Annotated in this window: 10 protein-coding genes; all 10 read right to left on the reverse strand. The window is 63.9% G+C overall.

The window, feature by feature from the left end:
• Positions 1 to 94: 94 nt before the first annotated feature.
• A complete protein-coding gene (locus ACN9MY_RS30215; protein WP_426336580.1) occupies positions 95 to 607 on the reverse strand; it encodes a DUF1993 domain-containing protein in 513 nt (170 codons plus the stop codon).
• Positions 608 to 653: 46 nt separating this feature from the next.
• Complete coding sequence (locus ACN9MY_RS30220) at positions 654 to 1,643, reverse strand: succinylglutamate desuccinylase (protein WP_426336581.1); 990 nt, start codon at positions 1,641 to 1,643, stop codon at positions 654 to 656.
• Between the two features lie 147 nt (positions 1,644 to 1,790).
• On the reverse strand, positions 1,791 to 6,491 hold the full coding sequence (locus ACN9MY_RS30225; RefSeq protein ID WP_426336582.1) for an NAD-glutamate dehydrogenase domain-containing protein: 4,701 nt from the start codon (positions 6,489 to 6,491) through the stop codon (positions 1,791 to 1,793).
• A 133-nt stretch (positions 6,492 to 6,624) separates the two neighbouring features.
• The gene (astB, locus tag ACN9MY_RS30230; RefSeq protein ID WP_426336583.1) at positions 6,625 to 7,965 is read right to left on the reverse strand and encodes an N-succinylarginine dihydrolase; all 1,341 of its coding nucleotides are present in this window, start codon (positions 7,963 to 7,965) and stop codon (positions 6,625 to 6,627) included.
• Between the two features lie 8 nt (positions 7,966 to 7,973).
• Complete coding sequence (gene astD / locus ACN9MY_RS30235) at positions 7,974 to 9,443, reverse strand: succinylglutamate-semialdehyde dehydrogenase (protein ID WP_426336584.1); 1,470 nt, start codon at positions 9,441 to 9,443, stop codon at positions 7,974 to 7,976.
• Positions 9,436 to 10,488 (reverse strand): arginine N-succinyltransferase, encoded by a 1,053-nt coding sequence (gene astA / locus ACN9MY_RS30240; protein ID WP_426165910.1) that lies wholly within the window; start codon positions 10,486 to 10,488, stop codon positions 9,436 to 9,438. Before astA ends, astD begins: the two co-directional genes overlap by 8 nt.
• A 14-nt stretch (positions 10,489 to 10,502) precedes the next feature.
• Positions 10,503 to 11,534 carry an arginine N-succinyltransferase gene (locus tag ACN9MY_RS30245; protein WP_426336585.1) on the reverse strand — a complete coding sequence of 344 codons (1,032 nt, stop codon included), beginning with the start codon at positions 11,532 to 11,534 and terminating at the stop codon, positions 10,503 to 10,505.
• A gap of 116 nt (positions 11,535 to 11,650) precedes the next feature.
• Complete coding sequence (locus ACN9MY_RS30250) at positions 11,651 to 12,892, reverse strand: acetylornithine/succinyldiaminopimelate transaminase (RefSeq protein WP_426165914.1); 1,242 nt, start codon at positions 12,890 to 12,892, stop codon at positions 11,651 to 11,653.
• Positions 12,893 to 13,077: 185 nt separating this feature from the next.
• Positions 13,078 to 14,022, reverse strand: a complete 945-nt coding sequence (locus tag ACN9MY_RS30255) for a GlxA family transcriptional regulator (RefSeq protein WP_426165916.1) — start codon at positions 14,020 to 14,022, stop codon at positions 13,078 to 13,080.
• Positions 14,023 to 14,025: 3 nt separating this feature from the next.
• The gene (locus ACN9MY_RS30260; RefSeq protein WP_426336586.1) at positions 14,026 to 14,943 is read right to left on the reverse strand and encodes a DMT family transporter; all 918 of its coding nucleotides are present in this window, start codon (positions 14,941 to 14,943) and stop codon (positions 14,026 to 14,028) included.
• Between the last annotated feature and the right edge of the window lie 64 nt (positions 14,944 to 15,007).

Consider the following 15,007-nt stretch of genomic DNA (forward strand, 5'->3'; position numbering starts at 1 on the left):
CGACCGTTTCGACCCGCTTCAATCCGATGAAGGCGATTTCAGTGAGCGTGCTCCTGCTGACCATGGCCGCAACCTACGCCCTGCACGTCAGCATCTAACCTTCGTAAGGTCCCAGGTAATCGATCTTGCCGATCTTGACGCCCTGGTTCCGCAAGATGTCGTGCAGCGTCACGACATGGAAGTAAAAATTCGGCAGCGCGAAAGTCAGCAGATAGCTCTCGCCGGTAAAAGTTGGCTTGAAGCTGCCGAAACTTAATGCCACCTCGCGCGTTTCGCTGTTCGCGAAATGCTCCTCCCCCACGCTTTCAATGTAAGCGATCGTGTTCGCGATGCGCTGCTGCAGCTGCTCGAAGCTGGCTTCGTTGTCGGGGAATTTCGGTGCGGCGATGCCGCTCAGGCGTTCGATGGACAGTTTGCTGGTATCGCTGGCGCGCTGCACCTGGGCGGTCAGCGGCAGCATGTCGTCGGCCAGCCGGGCCGACAATAGCGTTTCCGGGACTTTGCCGGTTTCCTCCGCGTGGGCTTGCGCCTTGCGCAGCAGGCTTGCCATCACGTTCAGGCCGCGCACGAAAACGGGCGCGGAAACTTTATACATGGACAGCGACATGCGCTACTCCTTTCCGTTGAGTGTCCGGAAAGTGTAGCGCAATCCATCAATTCACGCGCGTGACCATCATTCCGGCCCGCAGGCCGATGCGGACGTCGGGGTTGGGGAATACCACCAGCTCTTCGTCGTGCTGCACGGTGTAGACGGTATCGCCGTCGCGGGCGATTTCATCGCCCTTCTTCAGCGCGGTGAAATTCTGCGTCTCTTTGCCGAAGGCCATTTTGAAGTTGTCGCTCAGCTTGATGATGTTCTGGGCCACCTTGAAGACGTGCGGTTCGCTGGCGGCTTGCAGCGGCGCCTTGCCGCGCAGCAGGCGGTCCAGGGCCAGCTTGGCGTCTTCGAACTGCGTGAGGTCGTTCTGGCCCAATGTGCCAATGCGGCCCAGCTCAATCGTGGTGCCGGCGGCAGCGTGGTGCTCGGCGCTGTAGTAGCTGTAGGTGCCTGCCGACGACGGGTTCATGATGATGGCGCCGATGGCAGCTTCGCCCAGCCAGCCGACCAGCTGCTGCTTGGCGTCGTCCGCAATCAGGTCGGGGACGATGGCGAAGGTTGGGTAGACGCTTGGGCGGATGGCCGTGTGCAGGTCGAGGTGCCAGCGCTGTTTGCCGGCGCTTTCGAAGAATTCGGTGGTGGCGGCGATCATGACGTCGGCACGTGCGGCTTCGGCAGTGCCGGCCAGGGTGCCGCGTTCGGCGCGGAACATGCGGTTCAGGTCAGCGTCGATGAAGCGCTTGGCCTGGCGGATGGCGCCGATGTTGCCGACGCAGAGCATCAGGTCGACTTGCAGCGCTTGGGGTTCTTGCGCGAGGGCGTCGAGCAGGTAGGCTACCAGTTCGATCGGGCCGGTTTCGTCGCCATGCACGCCGACCGAGACCAGGATCGCTGGACGGCCTTGCTGCTTGCTGCGGATGGTGAGGATGCCGTCGGCGGGTTGGGCGACCGCGAAGCCGGCCTGTTCGAAACTGCGTGCAACCGCGCTGAAGTCTGCTTCAGCGAGGGCGCGGACTGCGGGGGGTAAGGTTTGGTTATCTGCCATTCTTTTGTTGCTGTTTACTTTCTGCTCCGCTAAAACCGGTAAACCAGTGTCAGACCCGCAGGGTCTGACACTTATACGCGGCGGCCGCATACTTGCATTGAGGGACGGGGGCTGGACCCAGGGCCAGTCCCCGCCGGTTTACCGGTTTCAGGCCGCCATGCCGACCGCGTTGACCGCTTCCGACAACGCCCACACGTCCAGCATTGCCTGTTCCAGGTCCGCCGACGCCGCGTAGCCCGAAAGGCCCAAGGTGCAGGTCACCAGCTCGACCGCTTCGACCGCGTCATGCCCGTTGGTCGCACGAGCCAGCACCTGCGACAGCAATTTCTGCTGCGTACGGCGCAAGGCCTGCTGCGCGTAGCTGCGCAGGTGTTCCTGCGACTTCGACACAGCCGGCAGTTTCAGCCCGCGCTCCAGCGTATCGATACCGGCCTGCGAACGCAGCGCCATGCCAACCGCCAGGAAGCCCGGCAGGTCCATGCCCGCCGGACGCTTGACCGACAGCGCGGCGAACACGAACGCCGCCACGCCTTCCAGCGCATCGACCGCATTCCACGCCTGCACGAATTCAGTGCGCAGGCCGCCGTGGGTTGCCGCTTCAGACTGCACGTCGGCCGCCATCTTGCGCACGGTGGCAGGATCGGCGAACAGCTTGGTCAGTTCGGCGATGCCGGCGCCGCGCAACTGGTCTTTCGGTACGCCCAGCACGCCTTCCATCACCGCCTTCAGCATGGCGCGGGTGCGCGCATCGACGCGCATCGCCACATTGCGCGGCACATTCAGCGCATCGGCATCCAGCGTATCGAAGACGGGCGCCAGGTCCAGCGCTGACCATGCCTGGCCCCACGCCAGGATCACGTCCTGCTCGCTGCAGTTGTTGGCAGCGGCCAGGTCGCGGATCATCAATGGGCCGCAACGGTTCACCACTTCATTCGCCAGCACGGTCGCCAGGATGGCGTTGGACAGCGGATGGTTCAGCGGTGGACGGGTCGCCACCAGTTGCTCAGGGAAGTAAGGACGCAGCACCTTCTCCGCCCAGCTCTCATCCGTCAGCGGCATGGCCGACAGCAGGCGCTTGTAGCGGTTCTTCACGTTGGCGATGACTACCGCCAGTTCCGGCGTGGTCAGGCCGCGGCCATCGGCCTTGCGGCGCGCCAGTTCGGCCACGCTTGGCAGGTGCTCCAGTTCGCGCGACAGCGCGCCCTCTTCTTCCAGGTCGGCGATCAGGTCGGCGTAGCCGTCCTGCACATGGGCTTCCGACTGTGCCTGGAATTCGCGCACCAGCAAGCGGGTTTGCTGGGTGTTGTCGCGCAGGACCAGGCGTTCCACTTCCATGGTCATGTCGTTCAGCAGCTGGTTGCGGGCTGCCTCGGTGGTCTGGCCGGCGTTGACTTCCACGTCCAGCCACATCTTGCAGTTCACTTCGTGGTCGGAGCAATCCACGCCAGCCGAGTTGTCGATCGCATCGGTGAAGATGCGGCCGCCGGCCAGGGCGAATTCGATACGGCCGGCCTGGGTCGCACCCAGGTTGCCGCCTTCCGCCACGACCTTGCAACGTAGCTCATTGCCGCTGACGCGGATATTGTCGTTGGCGCGGTCTTTCACTTGCGCGTGGGTTTCGGTCGACGACTTGATATAGGTGCCGATGCCGCCGTTGTAGAACAGGTCCACGGGGGCCAGCAGGATGCGGTGCATCAGTTCTTCCGGCGTCAGCGAGCTTTCCTGGATGTCCAGCGCGGCGCGCACTTCAGGCGACAGCTCGATGGTACGGGCCGTACGCGGGAACACGCCGCCGCCCTTCGAGATCAGGTCCTTGTTGTAGTCCTCCCACGAGGATCGCGGCAGCGCGAACATGCGCTGGCGTTCGGCGAAGGATTTCGCGGTGTCCGGGTTCGGGTCGAGGAAGATGTGGCGGTGGTCGAAGGCCGCCAGCAGCTTGATCTGGTTCGACAGCAGCACGCCGTTGCCGAACACGTCGCCCGACATGTCGCCCACGCCCACCACGGTGAACGGGGTGGTGTTCATGTCGTGGCCCATTTCGTAGAAGTGACGCTTGACCGCCTCGAACGCGCCCTTGGCGGTGATGCCCATCTTCTTGTGGTCGTAGCCGTTGGAGCCGCCCGACGCGAACGCGTCGCCCAGCCAGAAGCCGCGCTTCACCGCGATGCTGTTGGCGATGTCGGAGAAGGTCGCGGTGCCCTTGTCGGCAGCCACCACCAGGTATGGGTCGTCGTTGTCGTAGCGGACCGTGTCTTCAGGTGGAACGATCTTGCCCAGCACGCGGTTGTCGGTCATTTCCAGCAGGCTGGCGATGAACAGGCGGTAGACTGCTTCGCCTTCCGCTGCCACCACGTCGCGCGGCGCGTCTTTCGGCATCTGCTTGCAGACGAAGCCGCCCTTGGCGCCGGCAGGAACGATCACGGCGTTCTTCACCATCTGCGCCTTCACCAGGCCCAGCACCTCGGTGCGGTAATCTTCCATGCGGTCAGACCAGCGCAGGCCGCCGCGCGCCACCGGGCCGCCGCGCAGGTGCACGCCTTCGAAGCGGCGCGAGAACACATAGATCTCGCGGAACGGACGCGGTTCCGGCACCAGGTGCAGGCTGCTGGTGTCGAACTTGAAGATGATCTTGTCGCCCTGTCCAGCATTCTGGAAATAGTTGGTGCGCAGGGTTGCCAGCATCAGGTCGATCATGGCCGCGAAAATCACTTCGGAGTCGGCGTGGTTGATCGAGGACAAGCGGCCCTTGATGGCCAGCAGCTTGTCCTTGGCTGCGGTGCGGGTCGCTTCCGGCAGGGCCGGATCGAAGCGCTCTTTCCATGCGTCGACCAGCTCCTTCACCAGCGCTGGATGGCGGCGCAGGATCTCCGCCATGTAGCGCACGGTGAACTGGGTGCCGGCCTGGCGCCAGTAGCTCATGTAAGCGCGCACCAGCTGCACTTCGCGCAGGCGCAGACCGCCTTCGACAACCAGGCCATTCAGGCGGCCGTCTTCGGCTTCGTTGTTGAACAGGGCGTTGAACAGGTCTTCCGCCACCTGCACCACGCCAGGGCGGGACAGTTCGAGCGCGCTTTGCGCATCGACAGCCAGGCTGGTCACGTAGTGCTTCTTGCCGTCCGCGGTGCGGATGGTATGCGCCGATTCACGCTCGATCGCCACGCCGGCGTTGTGCAGCGCTGGCAGGATCGAGGACAGGGCCGGTACGCCGTCCACCGAGTACAGGCGGATAGTGGTGGCGGCGTTGCTTTCGGATGGCAGTTCGACGCGCACGGCGACGCGCTCGTCCACGCCATTGCGCAGGATCTTGTCCAGGTCGTGGAAGGCAACGGCCGGCGGGGTTGCAGCCACGTAGTCGACCGGCAGGGTGGAGCACAGCTTGCGCAGGCTGTTGCGCAGCGGTTCTTCGCCGACCTTGTCGGCCAGTTCGGAGAACTGGTCATGCCAGCCGTCCAGCACCGTCAGCAGCGGACGCTGGATATCGCTTTCCAGGTCCAGCGGATAGCGCGCAGCGTGGGCGATCAGGTAGAGGCGGGCCAGCGGACCGTCCGACACCAGGGTTTGCGAGCTGACGTGGGTGGCGCCGGAGCTTTCCTGCAGGGCGCGCGCCAGCGCATGCGCCACGGAAGCGGAGTAGCGTTCGCGCGGCAGGTAGACCAGCACGTTCAGGTGGCGGGCGTACACGTCGCGGCGGGCGAATACCTTGGCGCGCGGCTGCTTGTACAGCGACACCACGGCGCCGCAGACTTCGGCCAGCCATTCCGGTTCCGCTTCCAGCGCTTCGGTGCGCGGCAGCGATTCCAGGATCTCGATGAATTTCTCGGCGCGGAAACCGGTTTCGCGCACGCCGGCGATCTTCAGCACTTGCGCGATGCGGCCGCGCGCGAATGGCAGGCGGGCCAGCGGGGTCAGGTTGGCGGCGCGGGTGAACAGGCCGACGAAGCAATGCTCGCCCAGGATGGCGCCCTTGCCGTCGGTGTGGCGCACGCCGATGAAGTCCAGCGACTGGTCGCGGTGCAGCGTGCCGCCCACGTCGGCCTTCACGATCGACAGGGTGTGGGCGCGCTTGGACAGTGTGTCGAAGTCGCCGGGGATATTGGCCAGGCAGGTGCCGTAGATCGGGTGCGCGGTGTCCTGCAGAACGCCGATGCGGCTAGGGATGTCGCGTTCCAGTTCGCGTGCGCCCGGCTTGACCTGGTAGTAGGCATAGCCGTGCACTTCGAAGCCTTCGTCGCGCGCCCACTGCAGGAAAGCTGCGACCTCCTGGCCTTCTTCGCCGTGGCCGGCCGAGTCGGTAGAGACGGCGGTGAGGCGGTCCTTCATTGCAGCCAGGTCGCGCTTCACGACGGCGGCGTCGCGCGCCACCATCTCGATGCGGTCGGTCAGTTCTTTCAGTGCGCCGTCTTCCAGCTTTTCGGACAGCAGGCACAGGACCATCGATTCGAGCTTGTCGCCTTTCTGGCCGACGGCTTCCACGCTGCCGTCGGCGCTGCGGCGCACCGGCAGCACGGCGTTCAGCACGCCGTTGGAGCCGACGCGCAGCTTGCGCATGGCGATCACGATGGAGTCGACCAGGTATGGCATGTCGTCGTTGACGATCAGGAGCGCGGTGGCGTGGCCGCCGCGCGCTTCTTCGTATTGGAGCTTGGCGATCTGGCAGCCGGAAGCGGTGCGCTTGGCAAGCTGGGTGAAACCTTCCACAAGGACCGGGGCCAGGCTGCCGGGGGACAGGTCGGCCAGGTCTTCATCGTCCAGGGAGCCGAGCCAGGCTTCGATCAGTTGGGCGATCGGGCCGCTGGCCTTGACCAGTTCGAGCGTTTGCTTGCGCAACTCTTGTGGCATTTGTTTCATCTGCTTCTCCAAATACGTTGTGGGTATCTTCTTTCTTAAAACCGGTAGCTCGCAAGCCGTTGGCGCTGTTTGCACGACGGCCTTTGCGCAGAAAGTGCCTGACCCTGCGGGTCAGGCACTGGTTTACCGGTTTTTACAGATCGTACAGGCCGGGTAAGCCCAGGATCTGTTCCAGCTCTTTCAATGCGGTGTGCACTTCTACAGCCAATTGCGGATCTGCCAAATCTTTCGGTTCCAGATGGTCGCGGTAGTGCTTCTCTACCCACGCGACCAGGCTATGGTACAGCGTTTCGGTCATCACCACACCCTGGTGCATGGCCGCTGCCTCTGCCTCGGTCAACGCCACGCGCAGGCGCAGGCAAGCCGGCCCACCGCCGTTGCGCATCGACTGGCGCAGGTCGAAGTGGATCAGCTCATCGACCGGGCCGCCGGAAGCGACCAGCTTTTCCAGGAAGGCCGCCACGGCCGGGATTTCCTGGCACTCATGCGGCGTGACCAAGGCCATCTTGCCGTCAGGCTTGGACAGCAGCTGCGTGTTGAACAGATAGGAAGAAACCGCGTCGGCCACCGACACCTCGGCCGTCGGTACGCGGATCGCCACCAGCTCGGCGCCCACGCCCTGCATGGCGGCGCGGATCGAAGCCAGCGCGCCCTGCTCGTCTGCGAAAGCCTGCTCATGGTAGAACAGCACATTGCCATTACCCACGGCGATCACGTCGTTGTGGAACACACCCTGGTCGATCACGTCAGGATTCTGCTGCACGAACACGCAGCGCGCCGGATCGAGGCCGTGCAGGCGGGCCACGGCCTTCGATGCTTCCAGCGTATGGCGGGCCGGGAACTTCTTCGGCGCCGGCGCGCTCGGGTCGAACTCCACGCGGCCATATACGAACAGTTCGACGGCCGGATTGCCATGCTGGTCGCACAGGCGGGTATGGTTGGCCGCGCCTTCATCACCGACGGCCGGAGTACCAGGCAGTGCGTCGTGCACGGCGAAGAAGCGCTCGTCCTTGAAGATGGCGCGCAGGGCGCGAGCCGACTGCACGTGCTCGAACGCGCGGTGCAGCTTGTTGTTCAGGTTTGCAGCGGTGAAGTGCACACGGCCATCGCGCGTGTCGGCCGACGGGCTGACGGTGGCGGCATTGGCAGTCCACATCGGCGAAGCCGAGTAGGCGCACGCCAGCACCACCGGCGAGTCGTTGTACGCCTGTGCGATCACTTCGGCATCGGTGCCGGCGTAGCCCAGGCTGCGCAGCAGGCGGAAATTCGGACGGTCCTGCGGCGGCAGCAGCGCCTGCGCGAAACCGCGCTTGGCCAGCTCGCGCATTTTGGCCAGGCCCTGCAGGGCGGCCTGCTTCGGATTGGACGCGCTCTTGACGTTGTTGAACGAGGCGACGTTACCGAACGACAGGCCGGCGTAGTTATGCGACGGGCCAACCAGGCCGTCGAAGTTGTATTCGCGTGCAGTAGGCATGGCCATCCTCAGAAGTTCATGCCAGGCGACAGCTTGGCAGGCATTTCAAGGGCGCCGTTCTCGATCGAAGCGACCGGGTAGGCGCAATAGTCCGCCGCATAGTATGCGCTGGGACGATGGTTGCCGGACTTGCCGACGCCGCCGAACGGCGCCGAGCTGGCCGCACCGGTGGTCGGGCGGTTCCAGTTAACGATGCCGGCGCGGGCGCGAACCTGGAACTTCTGCCACAGCGATTCGTCGGTCGACAGCAGGGCTGCCGCCAGGCCGTAGCCGGTATTGTTGGCGGCCCGGATAGCGGCGTCGAAATCGTCGACGCGGATGATCTGGGCCAGTGGACCGAACCATTCTTCGTCAGGAATGCCTTGCGCGTCGGTGGTGTCCACGATGCCGGCGGAAACAAAGCCGGTGCCCGGTTCCAGCTGGCGCATTTCCAGCAGCATCTTGCCGCCCTTGGCCACCATGTCGGCCTGCGCCTGCACCAGTTTTTCGGCCACGGCGGCGGAAACCACAGGCCCCATGAACGGCGCCGGTTCGGCAGCCGGAGCGCCTACGCCCAGCTTGGACGCCACCTCCACGAAACGCTTGACGAAGGCATCGCCCTGCTCGCCCTTCTGCACGATCACGCGGCGCGCGCAGGTGCAGCGCTGGCCGGCGGAGATGAAGGAAGACGAAATCGCCATGAATACGGCAGCATCGATGTCCGTCGGGTTCCAAACGATCAGAGGATTGTTGCCGCCCATCTCCAGCGCCAGCAGCTTGCCCGGCTGGCCGCCGAACTGCTTGTGCAGCGCCGCGCCGGTCTGGCTGGAGCCGGTGAACAGCACGCCGTCGATCTCCGCATTCTGGCCCAGCGCGATGCCGGTTTCACGGCCGCCGTTGACCAGGTTGATCACGCCCGCAGGCACGCCGGCCTTTTCCCACAGCGCGACGGTCTTGATGGCGGTGCGCGGTGCGTACTCGCTCGGCTTGAACACCACGGTGTTACCGGCGATCAGCGCAGGCACGATGTGGCCGTTCGGCAGGTGGCCCGGGAAGTTGTAAGGACCGAACACGCCGAACACGCCGTGCGGACGGTGGCGCAGCACAGCTTCGCCATCGGCAACCTTGTTGCGCGATTCGCCGGTGCGGTTGCCGTAGGAAGTGATCGAGATGTCCACCTTGTTGGCCATGGTGGTCACTTCGGTGCGCGCTTCCCACAGCGGCTTGCCGACTTCTTCGGAAATGGTCTGCGCCAGGTCTTCCGCGTTTTCCTTCAGCAGGTCGCGGAATTTGGTGACGATGGCGATGCGCTCTTCCAGCGGGCGGTAGGCCCAGGCTTCAAAGGCGGCGCGCGCAGCATGCGCAGCTTCCGCCACGTCATCGGCAGTCGACTCGTTCGACGAGTAGATATGCTTGCCGGTGGCCGGGTTGGTGGTCACGATGGTCTCGCCGTGGCCAGCTTTCCATTGGCCGTTGATGAAATTGCTCAGTTCAGACATTCTGGTTCTTCCTCACGTTGAGAGACAGGGTGCGCACGGTGTCGCCGGCATGGCAATGCAGCAGCGCTTGTTCTTCGGACGACAGGTCAATGCCGCCGTCGGATGGATTGGCGTCGGTCAGGATCATGCGGAAGTCCTGCATGACGGTGTTCGACACCAGGTAGGGTTCGGTGGTGTGCAGCGCGCAGGCATGCGCGGTATCGGTATCGCGCGTGACGGATGCCAGTTCGCTGTCGCGCATCGCGCGCAGTTCGGAGACGCGAGCTTGCAGCACCGGGCCGGCGTCGAAGATGTCGACATAGCCTTCGTAGTGCAGGCCTTCCTGCTCCAGCAGGCGGCGCGCCGGCGCGGTAGCCTGGTGCACCTTGCCGATCGCTTCCTGCGCATCTTTCGGCAGGTAGTCGACGTACAGCGGCTGGCGCGGCATCAGCTCGGCGATGAAGGACTTCTTGCCCAGCGCGGTCAGGTCGTCCACATGGTGGAAGTCCATCTTGAAGAAGTAGCGGCCCAGGCCTTCGTAGAAAGGCGAGCTGCCGTCTTCCGCCTGGTAGCCGCGCATCTCGGCGATAATCTTCTGCTCGAACAGGTGCGGGAACTGGGCGATGAACAGGAAACGGCTCTTCGACAGCAGCTTGCCGTTATTGCCCTGGCGGTAGTCCGGGTGCAGGAACAGGGAGCACAGCTCGGAGCAGCCGGTCAGGTCGTTCGACAGGTACAGCGTGTCCATGCGGGTGAACACGTTCAGCTCGCGGCTGGAGTGCACCAGGGTGCCAATGCGGTAGTTGTAGAAAGGCTCGGTCAGGCCGACCGCGCCCTTGATGGCGCACACGCCGGCCAGGCGGCCGGTATCGGTGTCTTCCATTACGAACATGTAGTCGCGTTCTTCCGGCGGGATGGTTTCGGCGAAGGACGCCACCGCCACGGCGACGCGGTCGCCCATCATCTTCATGTCCGGCTTGAGGGTGGTCATGCCGGTGCCCACCTGGCTGGCCAGGTTGAACAATCCGTCCAGGTCACTCGCTTTAATTGCGCGTACAACTAGCATAGGTTTTCTCGTTATTAAATGCGGACGCAGGTCACGGTGTCGCCCTCTTCCACGCGCAAGATGTCCTGGGCGTTCTTCGACAGGCAGACGGTATCGGTATTCTCCAGCGGTGCGCAGTTGATGGTCACCGCGCGGAAGCGCTGGTCAGGGCCGGTGGACACGGCGTAAGCCGCCACCGCGTCGCTGGCTTGCGTGCCTTCGGCGCTGGCCACGCGGCGCGGCAGCGAGGTGGTGAAGGTACGCAGCGCATGCTTGTGCGCCTGCAGGATCGGACCACCGTCAAAGATGTCGATGTACTCGTCGGCTTCGAAACCTTCGGAAGTCAGCAAATTGAACGCCAGTTCGCCGCTCGGATGGATCTGGCCCATCACGGCTTGCGCATCGCCCGGCAGCAGCGGCACGTAGACCGGGTAGTGCGGCATCAGCTCCACGATCAGGGTGCGGTTGCGGGCGCCACCGATCACGCGTTCGGCATCCAGGAAGTCCATTTTGAAGAACTTGCGGCCCAGCGCATCCCAGAATGGCGAGCCGCCGTTTTCATCGGTCAGGCCGGCCAGCGGCACGAAAAAGCGGTCGCCGAAACGGTGCGGCGCCTGCACTGCGTACAGCAGGCGGGAACGCGACAGCAGGGCCGCTTCCGGACGCTGCGCCACGCTGGCGTCGACGTAAAAGCCGGACAGCTGCGAGTAGGCGGTCAGCTCGGAGCACAGCGTCAAGGCGTGCACGCTGTGGCTGATGTTCAGGTCGCGCGAGACTTGCTGGATAACGTCGTTGCGGAAGGAGAAGTAGGTGCCGTTCGAGCCTGCGGAGGCGTGGATGGCGGCGGTGCCGACGATCTTCCTGTCGGCCAGCGACTCCATCACGAACATGTAGGACTCTTCGCTCGGGATGTCGACGTGGGCGGAGAAGGAAGCGATGGAACGCTCGACTGCCTGCTCGATCTTTTCACGCGTCTTCGGCAGGGTATGGACACCCGGCATGCTGACCGCGGCCAGTGATTCGAGGGCGGCGATGTCGGCGGTTTCTACCGGACGGACTACGTACATGGGTGCTCCTCTTTTATTCTTCTCTAAAACAGCAAAACCGGTAAACCTGTGTCAGACCCACGGGGTCTGACACTATGGGTGTCTGACCCTGCGGGTCAGACACCGGGTTACCGGTTTCAGGCCTTGGTCAGCTCAGCAACCGCCAGGCGAATAATGCGATCTGCCTCATCGATCTGCGCATCCGACACCACCAGCGCCGGGGCCAGACGCACCACGTCGGTACCGGCGATCAGGATCATCAGGCCCTGTGCTTCAGCAGCACGCTGGATATCCTTGGAACGGCCCTTGAACGGCTCGGCCACAACCAGGCCCAGCAGCAGCCCGGCGCCGCGCACGGCGGAGAACACCTGAGGGAAATCGCGCACCAGGCCTTCCAGCTTGCCGATCAGCTTCTCGGAAGCCTCTTTCACGCGGGCCAGGAAGGCTGGCTGGTTGATGGTTTCCAGCACGGTCAGCGCCACGGTGGCAGCCAGCGGGTTGCCGCCGTAGGTAGTGCCGTGGGTGCCCACTGCCAGGTGCTTGGCCAGTTCGTCGGTGGTCAGCATGGCGCCGATCGGGTAGCCGTTGCCCAGCGCCTTGGCCGAGGTCAGGATGTCCGGGGTAACGCCGTAGCCCTGGTAAGCGAACAGGGAACCGGTACGGCCCATGCCGCACTGCACTTCGTCGAAGATCAGCACGGCGTTGTGCTTGTCGCACAGCTCGCGCAGGGTCTTCAGGTATTCTGGATTGCCCGGCATCACGCCGCCCTCGCCCTGCACCGGCTCAACGATCACGGCGCACACGTCGTCGCCGATGGCAGCCTTGGCCGCTTCGATATCGTTGTAAGGGATGTGGTCGATCGATGGCGGCAGCGGCTCGAAACCTTCGGTGTACTTGGCCTGGCCGCCGACGGACACGGTAAACAGGGTACGGCCGTGGAAGGAGTTCAGGCAGGACACGATGCGCGGCTTCTTGTCGCCGAACTTGGCGTGGGCAACTTTACGGGCCAGCTTCAGGGCCGCTTCGTTGGCTTCGGCGCCGGAGTTGCAGAAGAAGGCGCGGTCGGCGAAGGTGGCTTCGGTCAGGGCCAGGGCCAGGCGCAGGACCGGCTCATTGGTGTAGCCATTGCCCAGGTGCCACAGGGTGTTGGCTTGGCGGGTCAGGGCTTCCACCACGACCGGGTTGCAGTGGCCCAGGGAGGCGACGGCGATGCCGGAGGTGAAGTCCAGGTAATGCTTGCCGTTCTGGTCCCACAGGTCCAGGCCCGCTGCTCGCACTGGCACCATCTGGGCAGGTGCGTAAGTCGGGACGATTACCTCGTCAAAAGTGGCGCGGGTTACAGGGCGGGTGGTAACAGTCGAGTCAAGCTTGGCGTTCATGGCAAATCCCCATCAATGGTAAGGTGTACTGCATTGTAAAAGCGGGGATGCTAAAACTCTTTTGAATCTGCGACAAGGATTTTCAAAATTGTCCAAGCAGCTTGAAAGTCGGGGTCAGGTCTGGCAATCCGCCACTTTTTCCGCAATGCGGAAAAAGTGGCGGATTGCCAGACCTGACCCCGACTTTAACCTTGCAATTTGCGCTGTCGCTCTTCGCGTGGCGTGTTGCCAAATAAGGTGCCAAAAGCGGTCGAAAAGTGCGACCCCGACGAGAATCCGCACATCAGGCCGACCTGCACTATGGAATGATTTGTTTCTAAAAGTAATTGCCGTGCCCGTTGCAGGCGCAGCTCCAAGTAGTAGCGCGAGGGCAGCGAGCCCAGGTACTGCTTGAACAAACGCTCAAGCTGGCGCCGCGACAAGCCCACCAGACCGGCGATATCGTCTGTCGACAGCGGCTCTTCGATATTCGCCTCCATCAGGGTCACCGCCTCCGACAGCTTGGGCTGCAGGGCCCCGAAACGCGCCTGCAGGGCCACCCGCTGCCGCTCTTCCGACGAACGCACGCGGTCGATGCATAAGGCTTCCTTGATCTCGGCCTGCACATTGGCGCCGAACAGCGCCTCGATCAGGGTCAGGGAAAAGTCGAGCGAAGCCGCCCCGCCGCAGCAGGAAATCAGCCGCCCATCGATCTCGAACAAGTTCGGTGTAAGTATGGCGCGCTCGGTGACATCCTCGGTTTCCGCATATAGCGCCCATGGCAGGGCGATGCGTGCGCCGCCCGCCGCTCCAGTCTGGGCCAGCCACAACACGCCGGCGCCGACCCCGCCCCAATATTCCGCCTCGCGGCAACACTCGATCACCGCGCGCAGTTCGGCATCGGCCGGGCGAGCCGCCCCCTCGTCCGCGACCAGCAGGGCCAGTTGCCAGTCGCCGGCCAGGCCGGATGCAGCGGCCAGCTGGGACGGCGTCATCACGTCGAGCTGGAAGCCGCCCTTCAGAAGGCGCTGGGCCAGCCGCAAGGGCTGCGCCAATCCGGACCAGGCCAGGCTGTCCGGTTCGCCTGCATTCACCAGCAGCATGCGCAGCGGCTGCTCCCGGGTCAGGCGACTAAGTTGGGCAAATGACATCTTCTATTCAGGGACAAGCGCCGACGCCGGGCGCTCAGGGGTATTCCATTGGCTGACAATCATACCGGAGATCAACAGTACCGCCCCCAGCAGCTGCATCACGCCCATCGTCTCGCTCAGCCAGAAGTAGCCGAAGATGGCAGCGCTGGCGGGTTCGAAGGCATAGATCACTGCTGCCTCGTTGGCGGTGGCGTGGCTCTGCCCCCACGTTTGCAGGGAAATGATGGCCGCCGTGGCGATCACGCCAAGATAGGCCAGGTTCCATTTATAGGTCGCCAGGCCTTGCCAGATGTAGGTGTAGTAGTCCTGCGCATCATGCGGCACGTCGATCACCCCGCGCGGCACTTCACGCAGCAGTATCCACAGCCCGGCAAACAGGGCCACGGTCCAGATCTGGGCCACGGTGAGCGTCATCAGGCGGTCCACCTTGCGCGAGAATTGCTCCATGACCTTGATGTAGAGGCCGAACAGGAAGGCCGCCGCCAGTGCCAGCGAGTCGCCGCGGCTCCAGCTGAAGCTGCCCTCCCAGCAGAGGGCGAACAGGCCGCCCACCGCCAGGACCAGGGCCAGCACGATGCGCTTGTCCGGCCACTTGCCCATGGCAATACCCAGCAGCGGCACCACCAGCACGTTCAGGCCGCAGATGAAGGCGTTACGGTTGGAAGAAGTCAGGCTCAGGCCTTCGACCTGGGTCAGGTAACAGAAGAACAGCAGCACGCCGGCCAGGAAGCCATAGTGCAGGTCACGCCATTTGGCGCGCAGCAGGAAGGGAGACAACAGCACACCGGCAATCGCGAAGCGCGACAACACGATCCAGTTGGCCGACAGGTTGTCGGTCATATCCTTCATGGCCGGGAAGGTGGTGCCCCAGACAATGGTCACCACCAGCAGGGCAAGGATACCGCGTGCGTGCAGGGGCATGGCGTTTAGTACATCTTGTTATGAGTTTGCATATAGTAACCGATGGAGGCCGAGGCTGGCGGGC

The organism is Pseudoduganella sp. R-31 (assembly GCF_049913235.1).
GTDB lineage: Bacteria > Pseudomonadota > Gammaproteobacteria > Burkholderiales > Burkholderiaceae_D > Rugamonas.